15 protein-coding genes are annotated in these 17798 nt (G+C 64.0%); 6 read left to right on the top strand and 9 right to left on the bottom strand.

Translation table 11 applies throughout. The annotated features are described in order from the left end of the window. Positions 1-8 precede the first annotated feature (8 nt). The 6 genes from B2W22_RS01410 (at position 9) to B2W22_RS01435 (ending at position 6092) form a co-directional block, all read left to right on the top strand. Positions 9-884 carry an ABC transporter permease gene (locus B2W22_RS01410; protein WP_175137262.1) on the top strand — a complete coding sequence of 292 codons (876 nt, stop codon included), beginning with the start codon at positions 9-11 and terminating at the stop codon, positions 882-884. Between the two features lie 8 nt (positions 885-892). Next, positions 893-1900 (top strand): ABC transporter ATP-binding protein, encoded by a 1008-nt coding sequence (locus tag B2W22_RS01415; RefSeq protein ID WP_175137261.1) that lies wholly within the window; start codon positions 893-895, stop codon positions 1898-1900. Between the two features lie 17 nt (positions 1901-1917). Continuing rightward, a complete protein-coding gene (locus B2W22_RS01420) occupies positions 1918-2916 on the top strand; it encodes an ABC transporter ATP-binding protein (RefSeq protein ID WP_286935981.1) in 999 nt (332 codons plus the stop codon). A 37-nt stretch (positions 2917-2953) separates the two neighbouring features. Beyond that, positions 2954-4450: an N-acyl-D-amino-acid deacylase family protein gene (locus tag B2W22_RS01425; RefSeq protein WP_286935982.1), complete on the top strand. Its 1497-nt coding sequence runs from the start codon at positions 2954-2956 to the stop codon at positions 4448-4450. Beyond that, complete coding sequence (locus B2W22_RS01430) at positions 4447-5373, top strand: N-carbamoyl-D-amino-acid hydrolase (protein WP_286935983.1); 927 nt, start codon at positions 4447-4449, stop codon at positions 5371-5373. The genes B2W22_RS01425 and B2W22_RS01430 overlap by 4 nt, the downstream gene beginning before the upstream one ends. Before the next feature lie 86 nt (positions 5374-5459). Further along, entirely contained in the window at positions 5460-6092 is a 633-nt protein-coding gene (locus tag B2W22_RS01435) for a helix-turn-helix domain-containing protein (protein ID WP_063954138.1), read from the top strand. A gap of 23 nt (positions 6093-6115) precedes the next feature. Here B2W22_RS01435 and B2W22_RS01440 read toward each other — a convergent pair whose 3' ends face one another. The 9 genes from B2W22_RS01440 to B2W22_RS01480 are packed head-to-tail and all read right to left on the bottom strand — an operon-like array spanning position 6116 to position 17791. Further along, entirely contained in the window at positions 6116-7321 is a 1206-nt protein-coding gene (locus tag B2W22_RS01440) for a hypothetical protein (protein WP_286935984.1), read from the bottom strand. A gap of 32 nt (positions 7322-7353) precedes the next feature. Next, on the bottom strand, positions 7354-7857 hold the full coding sequence (locus tag B2W22_RS01445) for a hypothetical protein (RefSeq protein ID WP_286935985.1): 504 nt from the start codon (positions 7855-7857) through the stop codon (positions 7354-7356). Then, the gene (locus tag B2W22_RS01450) at positions 7854-8591 is read right to left on the bottom strand and encodes a hypothetical protein (RefSeq protein ID WP_175123085.1); all 738 of its coding nucleotides are present in this window, start codon (positions 8589-8591) and stop codon (positions 7854-7856) included. The genes B2W22_RS01445 and B2W22_RS01450 overlap by 4 nt, the downstream gene beginning before the upstream one ends. A 16-nt stretch (positions 8592-8607) precedes the next feature. After that, positions 8608-10221, bottom strand: coding sequence for a formylglycine-generating enzyme family protein (locus B2W22_RS01455; protein ID WP_217467844.1), 1614 nt, complete (start codon positions 10219-10221; stop codon positions 8608-8610). Then, complete coding sequence (locus tag B2W22_RS01460; protein ID WP_286935986.1) at positions 10211-11422, bottom strand: ABC transporter permease; 1212 nt, start codon at positions 11420-11422, stop codon at positions 10211-10213. The genes B2W22_RS01455 and B2W22_RS01460 overlap by 11 nt, the downstream gene beginning before the upstream one ends. After that, complete coding sequence (locus B2W22_RS01465) at positions 11422-12126, bottom strand: ABC transporter ATP-binding protein (RefSeq protein ID WP_254594161.1); 705 nt, start codon at positions 12124-12126, stop codon at positions 11422-11424. Before B2W22_RS01465 ends, B2W22_RS01460 begins: the two co-directional genes overlap by 1 nt. Before the next feature lie 8 nt (positions 12127-12134). Further along, entirely contained in the window at positions 12135-14099 is a 1965-nt protein-coding gene (locus B2W22_RS01470) for a vWA domain-containing protein (RefSeq protein ID WP_286935988.1), read from the bottom strand. Continuing rightward, positions 14096-15088 carry a hypothetical protein gene (locus B2W22_RS01475; protein ID WP_175123087.1) on the bottom strand — a complete coding sequence of 331 codons (993 nt, stop codon included), beginning with the start codon at positions 15086-15088 and terminating at the stop codon, positions 14096-14098. The genes B2W22_RS01470 and B2W22_RS01475 overlap by 4 nt, the downstream gene beginning before the upstream one ends. 3 nt (positions 15089-15091) lie before the next feature. Beyond that, positions 15092-17791, bottom strand: coding sequence for a virulence factor SrfC family protein (locus B2W22_RS01480; protein ID WP_286935989.1), 2700 nt, complete (start codon positions 17789-17791; stop codon positions 15092-15094). Positions 17792-17798: the final 7 nt, after the last annotated feature.

A 17798-nucleotide genomic window follows, 5' to 3' on the forward strand; every position in this document is an offset into this window, starting at 1 on the left:
GGCAACGCATGAACACGACCACCCTGCCGCTTCCCGCCGCGCGCCCGCGCCTGCAGCGCGCCTTCCGATCCGTGCGCCGCCATCCCATGCTGTATGCCGGCGGCGCCATCCTGCTGGTGCTGGCCGCCATCGCGCTGGCCGCGCCGTGGCTGGCCACCGTCGATCCGCAAGACATCAATCCCATGGCGCGCATGAAGCCCCCGTCGGCCGAGCATCTGTTCGGCACCGATGCGCTGGGCCGCGACGTCTATTCGCGCACCGTCTGGGGCGCCCGCATCTCGCTGCTGGTCGGCATCGTGGTGGCGGTCGTCTCCACCGTGGCCGGCGTGGTGCTGGGCATGATGGCGGGTTACTTCCGCCGCATCGACGCCGTCATCATGCGCATCATGGACGGCCTGATGGCCATTCCCGGCGTGCTGCTGGCCATTGCGCTGATGGCCACGCTGAAGGGCGGGCTGGGCACCGTCATCATCGCCATCGTCGTGCCCGAAGTGCCGCGCGTCGTGCGCCTGGTGCGCGCGCTGGTCCTGACCATCCGCGAACAGCCGTACATCGAGGCCGCCGTCTCGGTCGGCACGCGCGTGCCGTCGATCCTGCTGCGCCACATCCTGCCCAACCTCTTCGCGCCGCTGATGGTGCAAGCCACGTTCATCGCGGCCTCGGCCATCCTGACCGAAGCGGTGCTCAGCTTCCTGGGCGTGGGCATCCCGCCGCACATTCCGAGCTGGGGAAACATCATGGCCGAAGGCCGCAACTTCGTGGCCGTGGCGTTCCACATCATCCTGTATCCGGGCCTCTTCCTGGGCGTGGCCGTGCTGGCCGTCAACCTGGTCGGCGACGGGCTGCGCGACATGCTCGATCCCCGTCTGGCCAAGAAGCTGTAGGAGCGCACATGCAAACCCAACCCGTCCTGCGCGTGCAAGACCTCACCACCTGTTTCGACGGCGACGACACCACCGTGCTGGCCGTCGACAAGCTATCGTTCGACCTCCTGCCCGGCGAAACGCTGGGTCTGGTCGGCGAATCGGGCTGCGGCAAGAGCGTCACGTCCCTGTCCATCATGCGGCTCTTGCGCGCCCCTGGCCGCGTCGCGGGCGGCAGCATCGAATTCGACGGCCGCGACCTCCTGGCGCTGCCGGAAAAATCGATGCGCGCCATCCGCGGCAACCAGATCTCGATGATCTTCCAGGAGCCCATGACGTCACTGAATCCCGTCATCACGGTGGGCAAGCAGATCAGTGAATCGCTCATGCTGCACCAGGGCCTGTCGCGCAAAGAGGCGCTGGTGCAGGCCGAGGCGTTGCTGGACCTGGTGCAGATCTCCGACCCCGCGCGCCGCGTGCGCGAGTATCCCTACCAGCTCTCGGGCGGCATGCGCCAGCGCGCCATGATCGCCATGGCGCTGGCCTGTCAGCCCAAGGTGCTGATCGCTGACGAACCCACCACGGCGCTGGACGTCACCATCCAGGCGCAGATCCTGCACCTGTTGCGCGACATCCAGGCGCGGCTTGGCACGGCCATCGTGCTGATCACGCACGACCTGGGCGTGGTCGCGCAGATGTGCCAGCGCGTCATCGTCATGTATGCCGGCCGCAAGGTCGAGGAAGGCAGCGTGGACGACGTGCTGGACCGCCCGCAGCATCCGTACACCCAGGCGCTGATCCGTTCGCTGCCCGACTTCGTCGACGGCCAGGACCACACTGCCCGGCTTGCCGAGCTGCCCGGCATCGTCCCCGTCAGGACGCCCGTGTCGCGCGGCTGCGCCTTTGCCGCGCGTTGCCCCGAGGCCCTGCCGCGCTGCACCGAGGAAGCGCCGTCCGCCACCGACGCCGGCGCGCGCCACCGCGTCTGGTGCTGGGCGCGCCAGGACGCCCCCGCGCCCGCCGCCCTGACTGCCTGAGACGCATGAGATCCGCCATGAATCTGCACGACATTCCCCTCGCGTCTTCCGCGCCCGCGGCCACCGCGGTGCCCATGCTGGAAGTCATCGGCTTGAAGAAGCACTTTCCTGTGGACAGCGGGCGCGGCGCCAAGGTGCTGCGCGCCGTCGACGGCATCTCGCTATCGGTGCCGCGCGGCCAGACGCTCAGCCTGGTCGGCGAGTCCGGCTGCGGCAAGTCCACCACCGGCAAGTGCCTGATCCGTCTGACCGACCCCACCGAGGGCCGCATCCTGCTCGAAGGCGAGGACCTCGCCAAGATGAACAGCGGCCAGTTGCGCGCCATGCGCCGCCGCATGCAGTTCATCTTTCAGGATCCGTTTTCGTCGATGAACCCGCGCATGCGTGTGCGCGACATCATCGGTGAGCCGCTGCGCAATTTCGGCCATGACCGCGAGGCCATCCGCGAACGCGTGGCGCAGTTGCTGGCGCGCGTCAGCCTGCGGCCCGATGCGGCCGACAAGTATCCGCACGAATTCTCGGGTGGCCAGCGCCAGCGCATCGTGATCGCGCGCGCCCTCGCGCTGGACCCTGGCCTCATCGTGTGCGACGAGCCGGTGTCAGCGCTGGACGTGTCGGTGCAGGCGCAGGTCATCAACCTGCTGATGGACCTGCAGCGCGACCTGGGCCTGACCTACGTGTTCATCTCGCACGATCTGAGCGTCGTGCGCCACATCAGCCACCGCGTGGCCGTGATGTACCTGGGCAAGATCGTCGAGATCGGCACGCGCGACGCGATCTTTGACCGCCCGGCGCATCCGTACACCCGCGCGCTGCTGGCCGCCGTGCCGTCCGCGCGCCAGGGAGAGCGCAATCCGGTCGAGGTCCTGAAGGGGGAAATCCCCAGCCCGCTGTCGCCTCCATCCGGCTGCGCGTTCCGCACCCGCTGTCCGATGGCGCAGCCGCGCTGCGCCGAAGAAACGCCCCAGCCCCGCCAGGTCGCTGCCGAACAGCAGGTCGCCTGCCACTTTGCCTGATCCCCGCATTGCCTGATCCATCCAGCCGGAGAACCGAATGTCCCAGCCCGACGCCACCCCGTTTGACTACATCCTCGCCGGCGGCACCGTCATCGACGGCACCAACGCCCCCGGCCAGCGCGCCGACGTGGGCGTGCGCGGCGACCGCATTGCCGCCGTGGGCGACCTGTCCGGCAGCGCCGCGCAACGCCGCATCGACGTGACGGGCAAAGTGGTGGCGCCCGGCTTCATCGACTCGCACACCCACGACGACAACTACCTGCTCAAGCGCCGGGACATGACGCCCAAGATCTCGCAGGGCGTCACCACCGTCGTCACGGGCAACTGCGGCATCAGCCTGGCGCCGCTGGCCCACGCACATGCCAGCCCGCCCGCGCCGCTGGACCTGCTGGACGAAGGCGGCTCGTATCGCTTCGAACGTTTCTCCGATTACCTGGACGCCCTGCGTGCCACGCCCGCCGCCGTGAACGCCGCCTGCATGGTCGGCCACTCCACGCTGCGCGCGGCCGTCATGCCCGACCTGCAGCGCGCCGCCACGCCGGATGAAGTGCAGGCCATGCAGACGCTGGCCGACGACGCGCTGGCCAGCGGCGCCATCGGCATCTCCACCGGCACGTTCTACCCGCCAGCCGCCCAGGCCACCACCGAAGAAATCATCGAAGTCTGCCGCCCGCTCAACACGCACGGCGGCATCTACGCCACCCACATGCGCGACGAGGGCGAACACATTGTGGCGGCGCTGGAAGAGACCTTCCGCATCGGCCGCGAACTGGACGTGCCGGTCGTGATCTCGCACCACAAGGTCATGGGCCAGCCCAACTTCGGCCGCTCCGCGGAGACCCTGCCGCTGATCGAGGCCGCGATGGCCAAGCAGGACGTCTCGCTGGACGCCTATCCCTATGTAGCCGGCTCCACCATGCTCAAGCAGGACCGCGTGCTGCTGGCAGGCCGCACCATCATCACCTGGTGCAAGCCTCTTCCCGAACTCAGCGGGCGCGACCTGGACGAGGTCGCCGCCGAGCGCGGCAAGTCCAAATTCGACGTGGTGCCCGAGCTGCAACCGGCCGGCGCCATCTACTTCATGATGGACGAGCCCGACGTGCAGCGCATTTTGAAGTTCGGCCCCACCATGATCGGCTCGGATGGCCTTCCCCACGATGAGCGTCCGCACCCGCGCCTGTGGGGCACCTTCCCGCGCGTGCTGGGCCATTACTCCCGCGACCTGGGCCTCTTCCCGCTGGAAACCGCGGTCTGGAAAATGACCGGCCTGACCGCCGCCAAGTTCGGCCTGGCCGAACGCGGGCAGGTGCAGCCAGGCTACTTTGCCGACCTCGTGGTCTTCGATCCGGCCACGGTGGCCGACGCCGCCACCTTCGAACGCCCCACCGAACGCGCGGCCGGCATTCACTCGGTCTACGTGAATGGCGCGCCCGTGTGGGAGGACCAGGCCTTCACCGGGCAGCACGCCGGCCGCGTCCTGGCGCGGAGCGCCGTTGGGATCGCCGCTCCGGGCAACGCCGGGAGCGCCGCATGACCGCCCGCAAGCTCCACCTTGCCGTCGCGCAGCTGGGCCCCGTCCAGCGCAGCGACACCCGGGTCCAGGTCGTTCGCCGGCTGATCGACCTGCTGGAAGACGCCCACAGCCGCGGCGCGGCGTGGGTGACGTTTCCGGAGCTGGCGCTGACCACGTTCTTTCCGCGCTGGTCCATCGACGATCCCGCCGAGGTGCAGGCGTTCTTCGAAACCGAAATGCCGGGCCCCCTGACCCGCCCCCTGTTCGACGCGGCGCGCGACAAGGGCGTCGGCTTCTATCTGGGCTACGCCGAGCTGGCGGACGGCGTGCAGTACAACACCAGCATCCTGGTCGGGCGCGACGGGCAGATCGTGGGCAAGTACCGCAAGATCCATATCCCCGGCGACGCGCAGGCCGTCGACGGAGCGCCCCTGCAGCACCTGGAGAAGAAGTATTTCGCGGTCGGCGACCTGGGGTTTACCGTCTGGCAGACCCCGGACGCCGCCATCGGCATGTGCATCTGCAACGACCGGCGCTGGCCCGAGACGTTCCGCGTCATGGGACTGCAAGGCGTGGAGGTCGTCATGGCCGGGTACAACACGCCCTCCGGCTACGTGCAATGGAACGAGCCGATCCACCTGCGCATGCACCACCACCTGCTGTCGCTGCAGGCCGGCGCCTACCAGAACGCCTGCTGGGTGGCTGCCGCCGCCAAGGCCGGCGTCGAGGAAGGCAACCCCATGATCGGCGGATCCTGCATCGTCGCGCCCACCGGCGAAATCATGGTGCGCACGTTCTCCGAGGAGGACGAAGTCATCAACTTCGTCTGCGACCTGTCGGTGTCGGATCACTACCGCGCCAACATCTTCAACTTCGCCGCCCACCGCCGGCCCGAGCACTACCGGATGATCGTCGAACGCACCGGCGCCCAGCCTCCCGCCTGACCCGGCCCACCCCGTACAATCCGGCTACACGCGGCGGGGCTTGCGGGCCCTGCCCCTGCCCTCAACCCTATAAGCCAGACCGCTACATGGCCCCAACCGGCAACACATCCCCGCCCGAAATCGTGGGCAAGGAAGAAATGGGCGCCCGCCTGCGCGCCGAGCGCAAGGCCAGGAAGATGACCTTGCAGGCACTATCCAAGGCCAGCGGCATCGCGGTGTCGACGCTATCGAAGGCCGAACTCGGCCAGATCGCCCTCAGTTACGAAAAATTCGCCGCGCTGGCCCGCGCGCTCGACATCGACATGACCCGCATGTTCATGCTGCGCGACGCCGCGCAGGCCGCGGTCGCCCCCACCTTCGTCAAGAACCGGCTCAGCGACGCCCGCGACTACATCACCGAGAACTATCACTACCGCCTGCTGATGGGCGAATACCCCGGCAAGAAGATGCTGCCGATGGTCGCCATGATCGATTCGCGCAAGGTCGTGGAGTTTGAAGACTATATCCGCCACCCGGGCCAGGAGTTCGTCGTGGTCCTGTCGGGCAAGGTCCGCATCCAGTTCGAAAACGGCGACAGCGTCGTGCTGAACCGGCTGGAATCGGCGTACTTCGACAGCAGCATCGGCCACGTTTATCTGTCGCTGAGCAGAAAGCCGGCCGAGGTGCTGGCCGTGTGCAGCGATATGGAGGATGTGCCGGAGCGGTTGAAGGGGGCGTAATGACGTGGCGCCGCGCCAACTGCTTACTTGGCTGAAGCGGCGCCTTGGGATGACCCAGCTGAATCCGTTGCGGGCGAGAGCATCCTGGACGCCTCTCGTGACAGATCCACTCCTTTTCCATCTGGCTTGGACCTCGTCCAGGCGTACGAGCCCACGCGTGACTGATCGGAGAGGCAGGCCGCCACCGCGTGCGTACCGCTCAAGTCCACGATGTTGATCCGCAGCCGCGGCTTGTCCCGGGAGAGCTGCACAGCCGTTGCACAGATATCCTGGCCGCATTCGTCCGCGCCGGCCAGGAACAGGAATATCAGGGCATCGCGCTTGACGCCATCGACGGTCGCTGCCGCGATCTTCAATCCGTCGGCCAACGCCGCCTTGCCCTCGTTCTGCGTGGATTTCAGAGCCTGCAGGAGTTCCGCTCGGTTCGCCGATGGGAAAGCGCCCTGACTGTGTGGCATTCCACACTGCATTGCTGGGAACGTGACGAGACGCGTATCGGTGACGTCCGGCAATCGGTCGACGATCCGTCGAATCTCATCGTGGCCAATGACCCGGCGTTCAGGCCCGCCGATCTTTTCCGGCGCTGCCTTCATACGCGCTGCCGTTTCCAGCACGAACACCAGTTCCGTGGGCCATTCCGGCGTGCGATCCGGCTCTGCTTTGGGCTCAGGGCTGAGTGCAGGCAAAGCTGGGCCGCTCGGAGATGCCGGCTGCCGGTACCACCACCATGCGCCAGCCAGGAGCAGCGCGAGCAACAGCGCCCCTCCCACCGCAAGCCAGCGCCAGAGAGCGAAGGACGGCGCCGGCGCGCCGCCCGCAGCCGGAAGCGTGGGCGCCGCATCCTGCAGGCGAATCAGCAGGCGCCCGTCCACGCCATACAGCTTGTCCAGATCGGGCGGAACCCGCAGCGCCTCTATCTGCTGCGCCTGGTGCTCCATCCCGCGCGCTCGCATGGCCTCTGCCAGGCCACCAAGGGTGGCGACATGCGCATCATAGGCGCGAAGCAGCGCCTGCTGGGCGTCCTCAGACAGGGCGGCATACTGCGTCACCGCCCCCTGCTGGGAAGTCCACCACTCGAGCACCCCGTCCGCGCCAATCCGGGGCACGGCGTACGTCGCCGCCACGCCCGGCGCGAAATGCTTGCGGATCAACTCGATCAGCTCGCCGTAGGTGCCGGACAGCGACGCCTCCGACACGTTCCCTCGCGGGTCCCGCAAGAAGCGTTGCATGGATAGTCTCGAAGTTTGGGCTTACGGAGGCGTCAAGGAACGAGGCCCATGCTCTTTTGCAGCCTGAGCACTTCGGCCTGCTTGGCCTTGATCTGCGCTTCCAGGGCGGCATCCGAAACATTGACGTTGATGGGCGTCTTCAGTGCCCGTTCCGACTGTGCCAGTTGCCGCTTGAGCTCCTCGCTGTTCTTGGACTTGGCCCGCGCCTGATCCAGCAACTTCTGGACCGATGCTGACAGCGCGTCACGCGCCTTGGTCTTTTCCGCCAAGGACTTGCCAATTGACGCCCGCTGCGCCTCCAGATCGGCTAGCACCTGCCTGGCTTGCGCATTTTCGGCTTGAGCCGCCCGTATGTCGTCTTCGCGCTGTGCCACGTGTTTGCCATAGCCTCCGCCCACGTCGCAGTTCATTTTGGTGATGAAACCGGCGTTCGTGTTCGATGGATCACAATCGGCTGCCGTCGTTGCGCAACCGGCCAGAACGAACAGCGCCACGATCGGAGCAAGCTGCGCAACTCGCGTCATCAAGCGCTTCATGCCTTTTGCTCCCCGAGATCGATGGCGCCGCGCAAGGCAAAGTAGCTATCCGCCTCTTTGTTGAGCTTCGCAATCTTGTTCTCGAGCACGGCCAATTCCTTTTGCATTTCCTTGGTGTCCTTCGCGCTGCCGCCAGTTTGCTCGCCAGCCTGCCGGTATTGATCTGCGACGCCCTTCATCCGATCGATGTCGCTCTTGATGAGGCCGATGTTGGCGTCGATCTGCGCAAGATCTTTTCGAGCGGCGGTCTGGTCTGCGGACTTGGTCGCAATCTCGGCTTGCAACTGGACAAGCTTCTTCTTGTCGTCGGCCATCACTGCCACGATGGAGTTGCTGCGGTCCTGGACTTTTTGCGTATCGGTCTTGATGTCGTCGCCCATCGCCTTGAGCTGATCCGAGGTGTTCTTATACTGACTGCGGCGGACGTCCAGATAGTAATTTGCGCCCATTCCCACGCCGCAGGCCGCAACGGCGCCGACGACGGCAGCCGTTGCCTTGTTCTTGCCTCCGGCCAGCAACCCTACCGCCAATCCCGCAGCTGCGCCCATCATGCAGGCCTGCAGACCAGACTGGCTGAAAAACTTGGCATCACTGCCCTGCGTCAGACGCGGGTCGGGCTTCACGCCATTGTTGAGGAAGGAGCTGCCCGTGCTGGCGCACCCACTAATCGCCAAAGAACAGACCATCATGAGAACGACCGGAATGCGATTCCACTTCCTTGCGGATAAAGCCATGAGAACTCCTTGATTGTTATTTGTTGACTGCCATGCACGAATCCAGCCACGCCGAGCGGTCGATCTTCTTATTGCTCAGGTATGCCTTCTGTTGCGACCAATATGTCGTCAAGTAGGGCCGCAACCCGTTAAGCTGCTTGTTCTGCTCGAACATCTTGTCCAGGACCGGCACCTGCTTGGTCAGGTTGTTGGCGCCGTACAGGGTGGCCGCGTCGACAAGGCTGCTGGCGTAGTACTGTGTGACGCCCTCGACCCGGCTCTCGTGGCTGGTAAGCAGTTTCTTGCGGCGTTCGCAAGTGGCGTCGGAATTGCCGTCCTCGCAATTGGACTTGTAGACACTGCGCAGCAGATTGCGGTGCTCGCCGTCATCCTTGAGCTTGGTGCACAGAAACGCGCCGAGGTTAAGACTCGCGCGAATTGCCTGGTCACGCGCCTCTTCCTGTTGCTGGTTGCTTGCGCGCAGCTTGCCTTCCAAGCCAGCCAGTTGATCCTTCAGTTTCTTATCCGTGACAGTGCCTGCCAACGCGTTCAATTCCTTGACTGCCGAAGCGCCCTTTTTGGTCGCGTCCGAAGAAACATGGCCGTCTCCCAGCTTGCTGTAGCTTTCTTCAAGCGCCTTGACGTGGTTCGCGCTGGTCATCTCGCGCGATGCGATCACCCATCGCAGGCCCACCGTCTTGTCCTTGATCTCGCCGTCCTCGTCGTAGAGATTCCCCTCGCGCCGCAGCGCGGCACGAAGCTCCGACTCCGGCTGCATGAAGTCTGAACCGCGAATGACGAAACTGCCGGCCGAGCCGTTCTGGCGATCGAACTTGTTGAGCCGGAATGCATCAAGCGTCATCTCTGACACGTTGCCCAGCATGTCGTGCAGTCCCAGCGGGTTCGGAAGAAGCACGCCAATCCGGTTGATCTTGCTGTTCGACGACTGCGTGCCGCCGAACCATTCATACTCCGTGATCTTCCCGTCGCGCATGGGATAACGCGGTTCAGCGAACTCCGCGGCATTGACGTTGATGCCGCCCCGGGCGGCAAACTCCCATTCGACCTCGGTGGGCAGGCGCACGAAGCCGGAGATCTTGTCTTCCTGAGGTAGCAACCCCTTGGCATGCTGCCGCAGCCAAATGTTGTAAAGATGGGCAGTCCGCATCGCGTCGAACCAGTTCGCCCCTGTAATGGGGAACCGGCCATCGCCAGCCTGTGGATCCGGACACTTGGTCGAATCGCCGTTGGCCAGCGTCGCCAGAGCGAGATACTGGCTGGTGGTCAGCTCATACTTGGCCATCAGGTAATAGCTGGATCGCGACTTCTTGTCTGCCGAGATTTCGGTGAAGCCGCCTGCGATGTACGCCGGCCTGCTCTTTTCGACAAAAGAGTAGGCTCCCCCTTCCTGGCCCACCTGAATGGGCAGGTCGGCCAGCGGCCCCCCCACCGGGACGACGATTTTTCGGAAGACGATGGCGCCATTGCACGGCAGCGGCAATTCAATGTCGCCAGCTTCCGGCTTGGGGTTATAGAAACGCGCATCCCACTTCGAGGGTGACGCCGGCGCATCCGCGGCAAGCGCCGCTTGGCTTGAGGGCCACGCCAGCAGGACAAGTGCGGCGCAACGGCCCAGCAGTTCAAATTTCACGCAAACTCTCCGCGGGTTGAATTCGTTTGGCGCTGGCCGCGCCGATCATCGACGCCAGCAGCGCTACGCCTAGGGCAAGCATGAACGCCATGCCGCCATGCAGCGGCGTGATCTGGCAGGCGAATTGGCCAGCCTCCCGGACGCCGCCCAACATGTCGTTGAACACCGCGCTTCCCGTGAAGTAAATGGCGAGACCTGCGCCCATCGCCACGACGGTCAAAGCGATTGCTTGCATCGCAAGCAGGACGGCGACGTCCCGGCTACCCAGTCCCAGCAGGCGCAGCGTCGAGATGTCGCGCCGCTTGCGCCGGACACTGGCCAGGAACGCCCCCACCAAGGCCGCCACGCACCCTGCAACCGCGGTGATGGAAATCACACTGAACACGGTCGTCAGAAGATGGTTGATGGCCTTGACGTTGCGTATGTCGGCCAGGCGGCTGCTGGTTTCGATGCGGCGGTCGTTCAAGCGCTTCTCCAGGCCTTCCACGGCGTCCAGGTCCTTCGCATACATGCGAGCACGCGCGAAACGCACCTTCGCGGCTTCCACGTCATTGCCGTCCGCAGCGCCCAAGGCGGCGACGGCGTAGCCGTCGCGGTACCACTCCATGTCTCGCAACAGGGCGGGTTGCACAAATGCGGCGGCACGCTCGTAGGCTGGACCCGGCAGCACGGCGAGGACGGTGAGTTCGACCACGGCGCGCTGATCCATGCCGTTCAGGCGACGCGCGATCTGCATGCGCAGTACATCTCCTGAAACGGCTTTCAAGCGCTGCGCGGCTTGTGCGCTGAAGATCACGCCGAAATGCGGCAAGGCGAGAACGTCCACGCCGCTCATCAGCGGATCGCCAGGGGCAGTGGGCAGGACTTCCACATTCTCCAGGAAGTTCGAGGCGCTACGGATGAAGTCCGCCTGTGTATTCAGGGAACGCGTCATACCCACCGTGAAGCCGACACCGGACTGGCCAGCTAGTTCGTCAATCCACGCCTGGTCATAGCTGCCGCTGGTGAGCATACGGATTTCCAGATTGCGCGGGTCACGCATCAACTCGTCCTGCATGGCGCTCACAACCCCATGCTTCAGCCCGAATAGGAGCAACAGTGGCGCGATCACCGCCACGAGCGTAGCGATCATGCAGAGCGACACCAATCGGTCATGCCAAAGGTCTCTGATTGCCAGCCGAGATATCTGCCAGGTGCGCATCAAAATGCCTCGCGCAGACCGAACACGCTCAAGCCTGGCTCCAACTCCGCCGTCAAGCAAGGCAGCCCAAACTGACGGACCAGGTCCCAATCGTGCGAGACGACCAGCGTAGCCATGCTTTCGTCGCGCGCCAGATCGAGGAAAAGCTGAAAGAGCTTGCGCGCGTTATCCGGATCCAGCGCAGACGTGGGCTCATCGGCCAACAGCACATCCGGGTCGTGCGAAAGTGCCCGCACCACCGCAACGCGCTGCCGCTCGCCAATGGACAATTGGGATGGCCGCTTATCAAGCAAGCCGTCAAGGGCGAGCAATTCGATTGCATGACGGACGCGCGAACTGTGCGCGGGCAGACCAAGAAGCTGGCGCGGCAGAAGGATGTTTTCCAGCACCGTCAGGTAAGGCAACAGCCCGCCGGTCTGCAGCACGAAGCCGATCCTGGACGCACGCACGGCCGCCAGCGCAGACTCGTCATCGCGCATCATCAACGCGGCCACGTCACGCTGGTCGCCAAGGGTGTAAGTTTGAATCTGCACGGGTGACAAGAGCAGGCCGATACCTTCCAGCAGCGTGCTCTTTCCGCATCCGCTGCCTCCCACGACCGCCATCACCTCGCCGCGCGCGAGGCGTAACCGCGGAAGCCGAACCTCGTAGGTGGAATCGCCCCGCCCTCGCTGCAACCGCAAATCGTCAATAGCCAGCATCATCCGACCGCTCAGGGCATCATTTCCAGAGGCACCGGGTAGACGAAATCACGTGGATCACTGTCTGGCGCAAGCGATACCCAGCGATCGACATCGGCGTTGTAGACCTGGTAGTGCCGAAGCTTGATGGACAAATTGCGGATGAACTTTTCTTGGGCCAAGCCGTCCCAGCTCTTCCAGGTCGCCTCGTCAAGATTCAGGACCTCGCTCTGGTAGGGCAGTCCCTCCAGGTACTCCGCCATGAATCCCATTTCCGCCAGCTTCTTGTCGGACTTCTGCAATTGATTGGGATCCGCGCCCATCGTGGCAGCGACATTGCGCAATTGGTTGAACATGTCGGTCGGCGAAATCAAGCCCTGATTCGCCGCGTCCACGATCGTCTTCATGATGTCGTTCAGGTCGCTCAATTGCCCTTTCGTCAACAACACGCGCACGTCGGTCGTCGGTACGGTCTGCTTGATCAGATCGCGATCGCTGATCCATGCCTCGAACACCGGAGGGGCCTTGGCGCCGATGCGTTCACCGAGATAAGCCAGCTTCATCGCATTGCCAATAAGATCCGCATCCTGCAGCATCTTTTCGTCAGCGTTGGCCGGCTTCTTGCCCGGGTCCGTGGCGTTGGCGGCGCTGCCGACAGCATCCTCGCCTTGATAGGCCGACTTCACCTGCTGCGTAATCGCCTCCGACAAGGCATCCACCTTCTTGCCGAATTCGTTCACATCTCCCGCATTCACCGGGTAGTACAGGGACAAGTTGCTGTTGCCGTACGTCGACAGGTTGCGATACTGCGCCTCGGCAGCTGCGTGGTTCTTGGAACCCGAAGGCGTCTTCAGGTGCAGCGTGTAGATGGCAACGCCAGGCTTGGCCGCCTCCAGGCGGACTTGGCTGGCGCTCATGCCCGTGGAGGACAACTTGTCGCCGCCATCGATCGCGCCGGCGTCGGTGATCAGGACGACATATCGCGCGCCATACGGACGCCAATCGATGCTGTTGATGGCGTCCATGACACCTGCGTACGAATCTTCATCAAACAGGCTGCTGGAGACCTTGGCCTGCCTCAATTCGGCCACCTTGGCCATGAAATCCGCGCCGTCCTTGATATTGTTCGGATCCGCGTAGATCTTGCTCACGTACTCCAGACCCGGCACGGCCTTGGTGCTGGAGCGGAAGGCCACCAGGCCGAACTTGACCTTGTCGTCCAGTTTCTCGGCCTCGACCTTTGCATAGACCTTGCGAATCGCCTCGCGCGTTCGCTCAATGTACGGATCCATGGAAATAGTGGAATCGATGACAAAGACCACCGCCGAACTGAATTCCTTGATCTGCTTCGTGCGTTCCTGCTCGGTCGATTGGTCCGGGCTCCCATTGGCCGCGGCCCCGGGGTCCGCCGCACTGACGGACGCCACGTTCAGCACGCGCACGCGCATGTTCTGTTCCGTCATCACCTCTTCGCCGCCAAGAATGGGCAGCAGATAGAAGTTCTTGGTCATATCGACGAACAGCTCAGGCTCCTGCGCCACCACGCCCGGAGCCTTGCCCGACGTTTTGAGTTGCTGTCGCGCGGGAGCGATCTTCTCGACAGGGTCGATTGCGTTGAGCACCGAATCGAGTGCCGAGCGGTCCTTGAAGAACAAGGTTCGATCCCGGCCAGCGGGGTTGGTGAAGGCCAGCGACATCTGCATCTTCCAGTCCACCGTGCAGGCTCGGTCAAGCCAGCCCAGCGTCTTGCCAAATGAATCTGGTCCCACTTGCGCCCAGCGTTTGCCTCCAACTTCCTGATCCGCATAAACGTAGAAGCGGCTGAAGGTGGCTTGGACCGCACCGGGTTTTCCGTCGGGGGTCTCGTGCAGCTGGCAACCTGGCGTGGTCAGCACGCGCTGGTAAAGCGTCTTCTTGCCTTCCTGCAACAGCGGCGGTGCGGCGTGTACCGCGAAGGACATGCCGATCAGGCCGATCGCCAGAAAGATCTTCCTCATTTCGGCAGCTCCTTGAGGCGCGCTTGCGCTTGCGCGTTGTCCTTATCCTTTTCCAGCACCGCTTGGTACCAGTACGCAGCGGTCGCGGCATCCGCCTTGAAGCAGGCGTTTTCCTTGTAGCTCGCGGGGTCATACTCCCCTGCATAAGCCAGGGCTATCTGAGCGTCACCGGCCTGCGCGCGATTCGCATAGAGCCGCTGGGCGATCGAGCACTTGCCAGCGTCCCGCGCGGCCTGAATGATCGACAACATCGCGACGGGATCCTTGACGTCCCGCACGCAGTCCTGCACGAAGACCATTTCGGATGCAGTACCCAAGCTGTCTTTCGAGCAAGCGGCTGCAGAAGCGGCCGGCGCGGCCGCCGGAACGTCCGCCTTCGGCGCTGGCGCGGGCATGTCGCCCTTCTTGAGGAAGAACCAGACGGCCAGACCGGCCGCCACCAGAAGCGCCAGCACGGCAGCGACGATGGCAACCACCGGCTTGGATTTACGCGCTTCGGGCGGCGCAGGTTCAGGCTGGCCCATCGGCTCGGCTGGCTCGACTGTGGGCGGCAGGACGACCGGCTCGGACGGCGTTGGCTGCGGGGCGGCCGCGACATTGACAACTTCGGCCTGCGCGGGCGCTTCGCCCGCCGCGGTCGACGGCGTTACATCATTCGGAATGGGACGTACCGGATAGCGCGCCACGCTACCGTCAGGTTTGCGCGTTTCGATCTGGAACTGGGAATTGCGCTTGGCCTCAAGCATCGCGTCCACGATCGCAGGGCCGATCTCGATCACCAGCCGGCCGTCTCGCGCCTGACCATGGCCAAAGCGCAGCCACTGTTGTTCGCCGCCCCACGTCCCTTGTGCATCCAGGTGCGCCGGCGATGAGTTGCGCCGGACGCTCAGCTCGACTTCGACGGCGTCGCCGCTCCATCCTTCGATCTGCAGTTCGGCGTAACCCGCGCGCCGGCTCGGCAGCGGATTCAAAGAAATAAAAACAGCCATTTATCAACCTTTCCTGATGTCCGCAATGATGGCGCCCAGCGCCTCGTTCTGTTCATCGCTGATTTCCTGCCCGGCCGTGTAGCCTGCGTTCTTGACGATCATGTCGGTCAAGCAAGCAACCCAGTCCTTCAAGAACTCGCGCCCCTTACCCATTTCGTTCTTCTCGGGCAGGTCGGGCAGGCCGGTGGCGGCGTCAAGCGATGTGGTCTTTGCAAAGACCTTGCCGTTGGCCACCGACGCGCTGGCAGGCTTGTCGTCGTCGTTCATGCCGGGGTAACCCAGCCACGCAATGAAGTCGCGCAGCACCATTTGCACGCGCAGCACCTGGCTCATGACCATCTGATCGCGCTTGGAAGCGCTGTCCGAGCGCGCGAGCAGGCTGAGCAGCATCTGCTTGGGCAGGTTATGGCCGTTGGCATTGTCCCGATAGGCGGCGTTGCGCAGCTCTTCGACGACAATCTCCAGAACATCCTGCGGAATGTTCTTGAGCATCGCGTGCTGGCGCGTTCGGGCGGGAATCTCGCTCAGATGGTTGAGCCACAGCTTGAACGCCGAATCGGCGAACCAGTGTTCGTAGGTATCAACGAGCACATCCGCAGCGGCGCTGGCTGGCGCATCATCGCCGCCACCACTGCCGCTGTCCAGCAGGCTGGCAAACAGATCGTCTCCCGTGCTCGCGGGCGCCGCTTTCGCCTCGGCCTGAACCTGCCGCGCCTGCGGCACGTCCGCGCCGTTCAGATACAGGTTGCGGAGTGCTTCGCTCGGAATCTCCAGGGCGTGCATCAATTCCGACAGGATGAAATAGGCCTTGGGGTTCTCGGCGATGCCACGCAAGACGGGCGCGACCTTGTCAGCCAGTTCCCGCTTTTTCTTTCGTGCCGCTTCGACATCGCTGCCTTCACGGTAAAACAGGCCCACGCCAACATCGGCGATCGTGTGGTGCGCGTCCTCGACCTGGGAACGCAGCCGATCGAGCTTGAACCCGATGTCGCTGATCTGCGCGATGGCGCCTGCCATGCGTCCCATGCCGCCGTCGTCAAGCTGCATCATGGCGTCCCACGCCTCGCCCGCCTGCGGGAACCTGCTGCGCAGCGCATCGGCGTTGATGAAGCTCTCACGCATCCGGCTCAGTGCATCCCGCTTCTCAGGAGACACGGCGACTTCCCGATGGCCGTCTTTGGTCGTGAAGTCCGAGTAGGAAGGCGTGCGCACGAGGAACGTGTTGCTGAACGGCTTTCCGCCCTTCCAGTCACGCATGAAGTCGAGGCTTTCATAGATCTTGAACGCAATGTCGTTCAAGCCCTTCCACTCCTGGTGCCACTTGTCTTCCTTCTGCAGCATGTCCGTGACGCGAGCGTTGAACATGGTCACGGCCCACAACAAGCCCGACTTTTCGGCGCGATCACGGCCCGAATCGCCTTGCGTTCGCCTGACCCACCGATCGAGCACGGGCACTACCGCGCTCGTTTCGGGCTGCTTGTGCGCTGGCGTGCAAAGCACCAGGCCGTTCATTTCCTGATTTTCGGTGTACAGCTCGAACAGGTAGGCCACCTTGCCACGACGCAGCAGCTCGCCTACCGGATTGTTCGGAATTTCGCTCAAACGGGCCTTGTCGTATCGGCCCCGGTAGCCGGGAAAATCCAGCAGGTCGACCGTTTCCAGGCTGCGTTCCCGCGGCGGGTTCACCAGCGGAAAAACCAGCTCCGTCGTCAGGGCAGCCAGATTCGAGCGCCGAATGCTGACCGGCTCGCCCAATGCCCCCCCCTTCACCGCGCGCACTTTGATGGTTGCGCCGTCGCCGCCGCCGATCTGGTCCAGCATCGTGACGTTCATGATGCTGGGAGGACCGTCGCTGTGATCCTGCACGGCATCGAGCGGAATATGCGCGACGTCGGCATTGCCGATGGCGCGAAGGCTTTCGGCCATTTGCGCGTAAACCTTCGTCAGCTCCCTTTCCTCGCCCCACAACAGAGAGAAGAACTCCGCGCGGTCGGCGGGAGACAACCGAGGCGCCAGAGCGACGGCCTGCGGCCAATAGCCGCTTTTAAGGTCGCCTTCCAGCGCTTGGACGTGGTTGCCGAACGAATCGGACACATAGTCCCACAGGGACACGACGTCGTCAGCGCTTACGCCGGGCTGAGGCTCATGCGATACCCGATCGGCGAACCGCTCAAGGATGGACTTGATGCCATTGCCATTGATCTTGTATTCGACCTTTCCTTGGTCGAAGTCCTTGAACCATGCGTTGGCCAGAATTTTGGCGAGATCGATTTCCCGGAAGAGGCGCACTTCGATGGGATAGGCCGCATCCTGGATGGCAGGTTTGGTCCGCGTGAACCTGGTCACCAGTCCTGTCGCCTCGCTACCGCCGCCGGAAGGATTCACCGACGTCAAGAAGTCGACGCGTTGACCGCCGTACTCCGTTTCCAGGCGGCCGTCTTCGCTCGCCGCCAGGGTGGAAATCAGATACGACTTTCCCGCCTGGGACAAGCCGAAGAACCCGATGGCCATGGGGTGACCCGCCGCACGCTCGAGACTGCGCGCCTTGTTGCTGGTCCGGCGCAACCCGTGGATCAAGGCATCGGCCTTGTCGTCGAGCCGCTTGGAGTTGCCGCGCACGGCGTCTATCCATGCAATTGCACGGCCCGCGCCGCGATGAATCGCACGCCATTGGTTCGCAATTTTTTCCTGAGATTCGCTCATGTCGCAA

The organism is Achromobacter sp. UBA4530, from assembly GCF_002388205.1.
Taxonomy (GTDB): domain Bacteria; phylum Pseudomonadota; class Gammaproteobacteria; order Burkholderiales; family Burkholderiaceae_B; genus Achromobacter; species Achromobacter animicus.

Bases quoted from the DNA above. Each gene is read 5' to 3' on its own strand.
- B2W22_RS01470 (WP_286935988.1), bottom strand. From the start codon at position 14,099: ATGAGGAAGATCTTTCTGGCGATCGGCCTGATCGGCATGTCCTTCGCG.
- B2W22_RS01475 (WP_175123087.1), bottom strand. From the start codon at position 15,088: ATGGCTGTTTTTATTTCTTTGAATCCGCTGCCGAGCCGGCGCGCGGGT.
- B2W22_RS01425 (WP_286935982.1), top strand. From the start codon at position 2,954: ATGTCCCAGCCCGACGCCACCCCGTTTGACTACATCCTCGCCGGCGGC.
- B2W22_RS01480 (WP_286935989.1), bottom strand. From the start codon at position 17,791: ATGAGCGAATCTCAGGAAAAAATTGCGAACCAATGGCGTGCGATTCAT.
- B2W22_RS01415 (WP_175137261.1), top strand. From the start codon at position 893: ATGCAAACCCAACCCGTCCTGCGCGTGCAAGACCTCACCACCTGTTTC.
- B2W22_RS01450 (WP_175123085.1), bottom strand. From the start codon at position 8,591: ATGGCTTTATCCGCAAGGAAGTGGAATCGCATTCCGGTCGTTCTCATG.
- B2W22_RS01440 (WP_286935984.1), bottom strand. From the start codon at position 7,321: ATGCAACGCTTCTTGCGGGACCCGCGAGGGAACGTGTCGGAGGCGTCG.
- B2W22_RS01435 (WP_063954138.1), top strand. From the start codon at position 5,460: ATGGCCCCAACCGGCAACACATCCCCGCCCGAAATCGTGGGCAAGGAA.
- B2W22_RS01460 (WP_286935986.1), bottom strand. From the start codon at position 11,422: ATGCGCACCTGGCAGATATCTCGGCTGGCAATCAGAGACCTTTGGCAT.
- B2W22_RS01420 (WP_286935981.1), top strand. From the start codon at position 1,918: ATGAATCTGCACGACATTCCCCTCGCGTCTTCCGCGCCCGCGGCCACC.
- B2W22_RS01465 (WP_254594161.1), bottom strand. From the start codon at position 12,126: ATGATGCTGGCTATTGACGATTTGCGGTTGCAGCGAGGGCGGGGCGAT.
- B2W22_RS01430 (WP_286935983.1), top strand. From the start codon at position 4,447: ATGACCGCCCGCAAGCTCCACCTTGCCGTCGCGCAGCTGGGCCCCGTC.
- B2W22_RS01445 (WP_286935985.1), bottom strand. From the start codon at position 7,857: ATGAAGCGCTTGATGACGCGAGTTGCGCAGCTTGCTCCGATCGTGGCG.
- B2W22_RS01410 (WP_175137262.1), top strand. From the start codon at position 9: ATGAACACGACCACCCTGCCGCTTCCCGCCGCGCGCCCGCGCCTGCAG.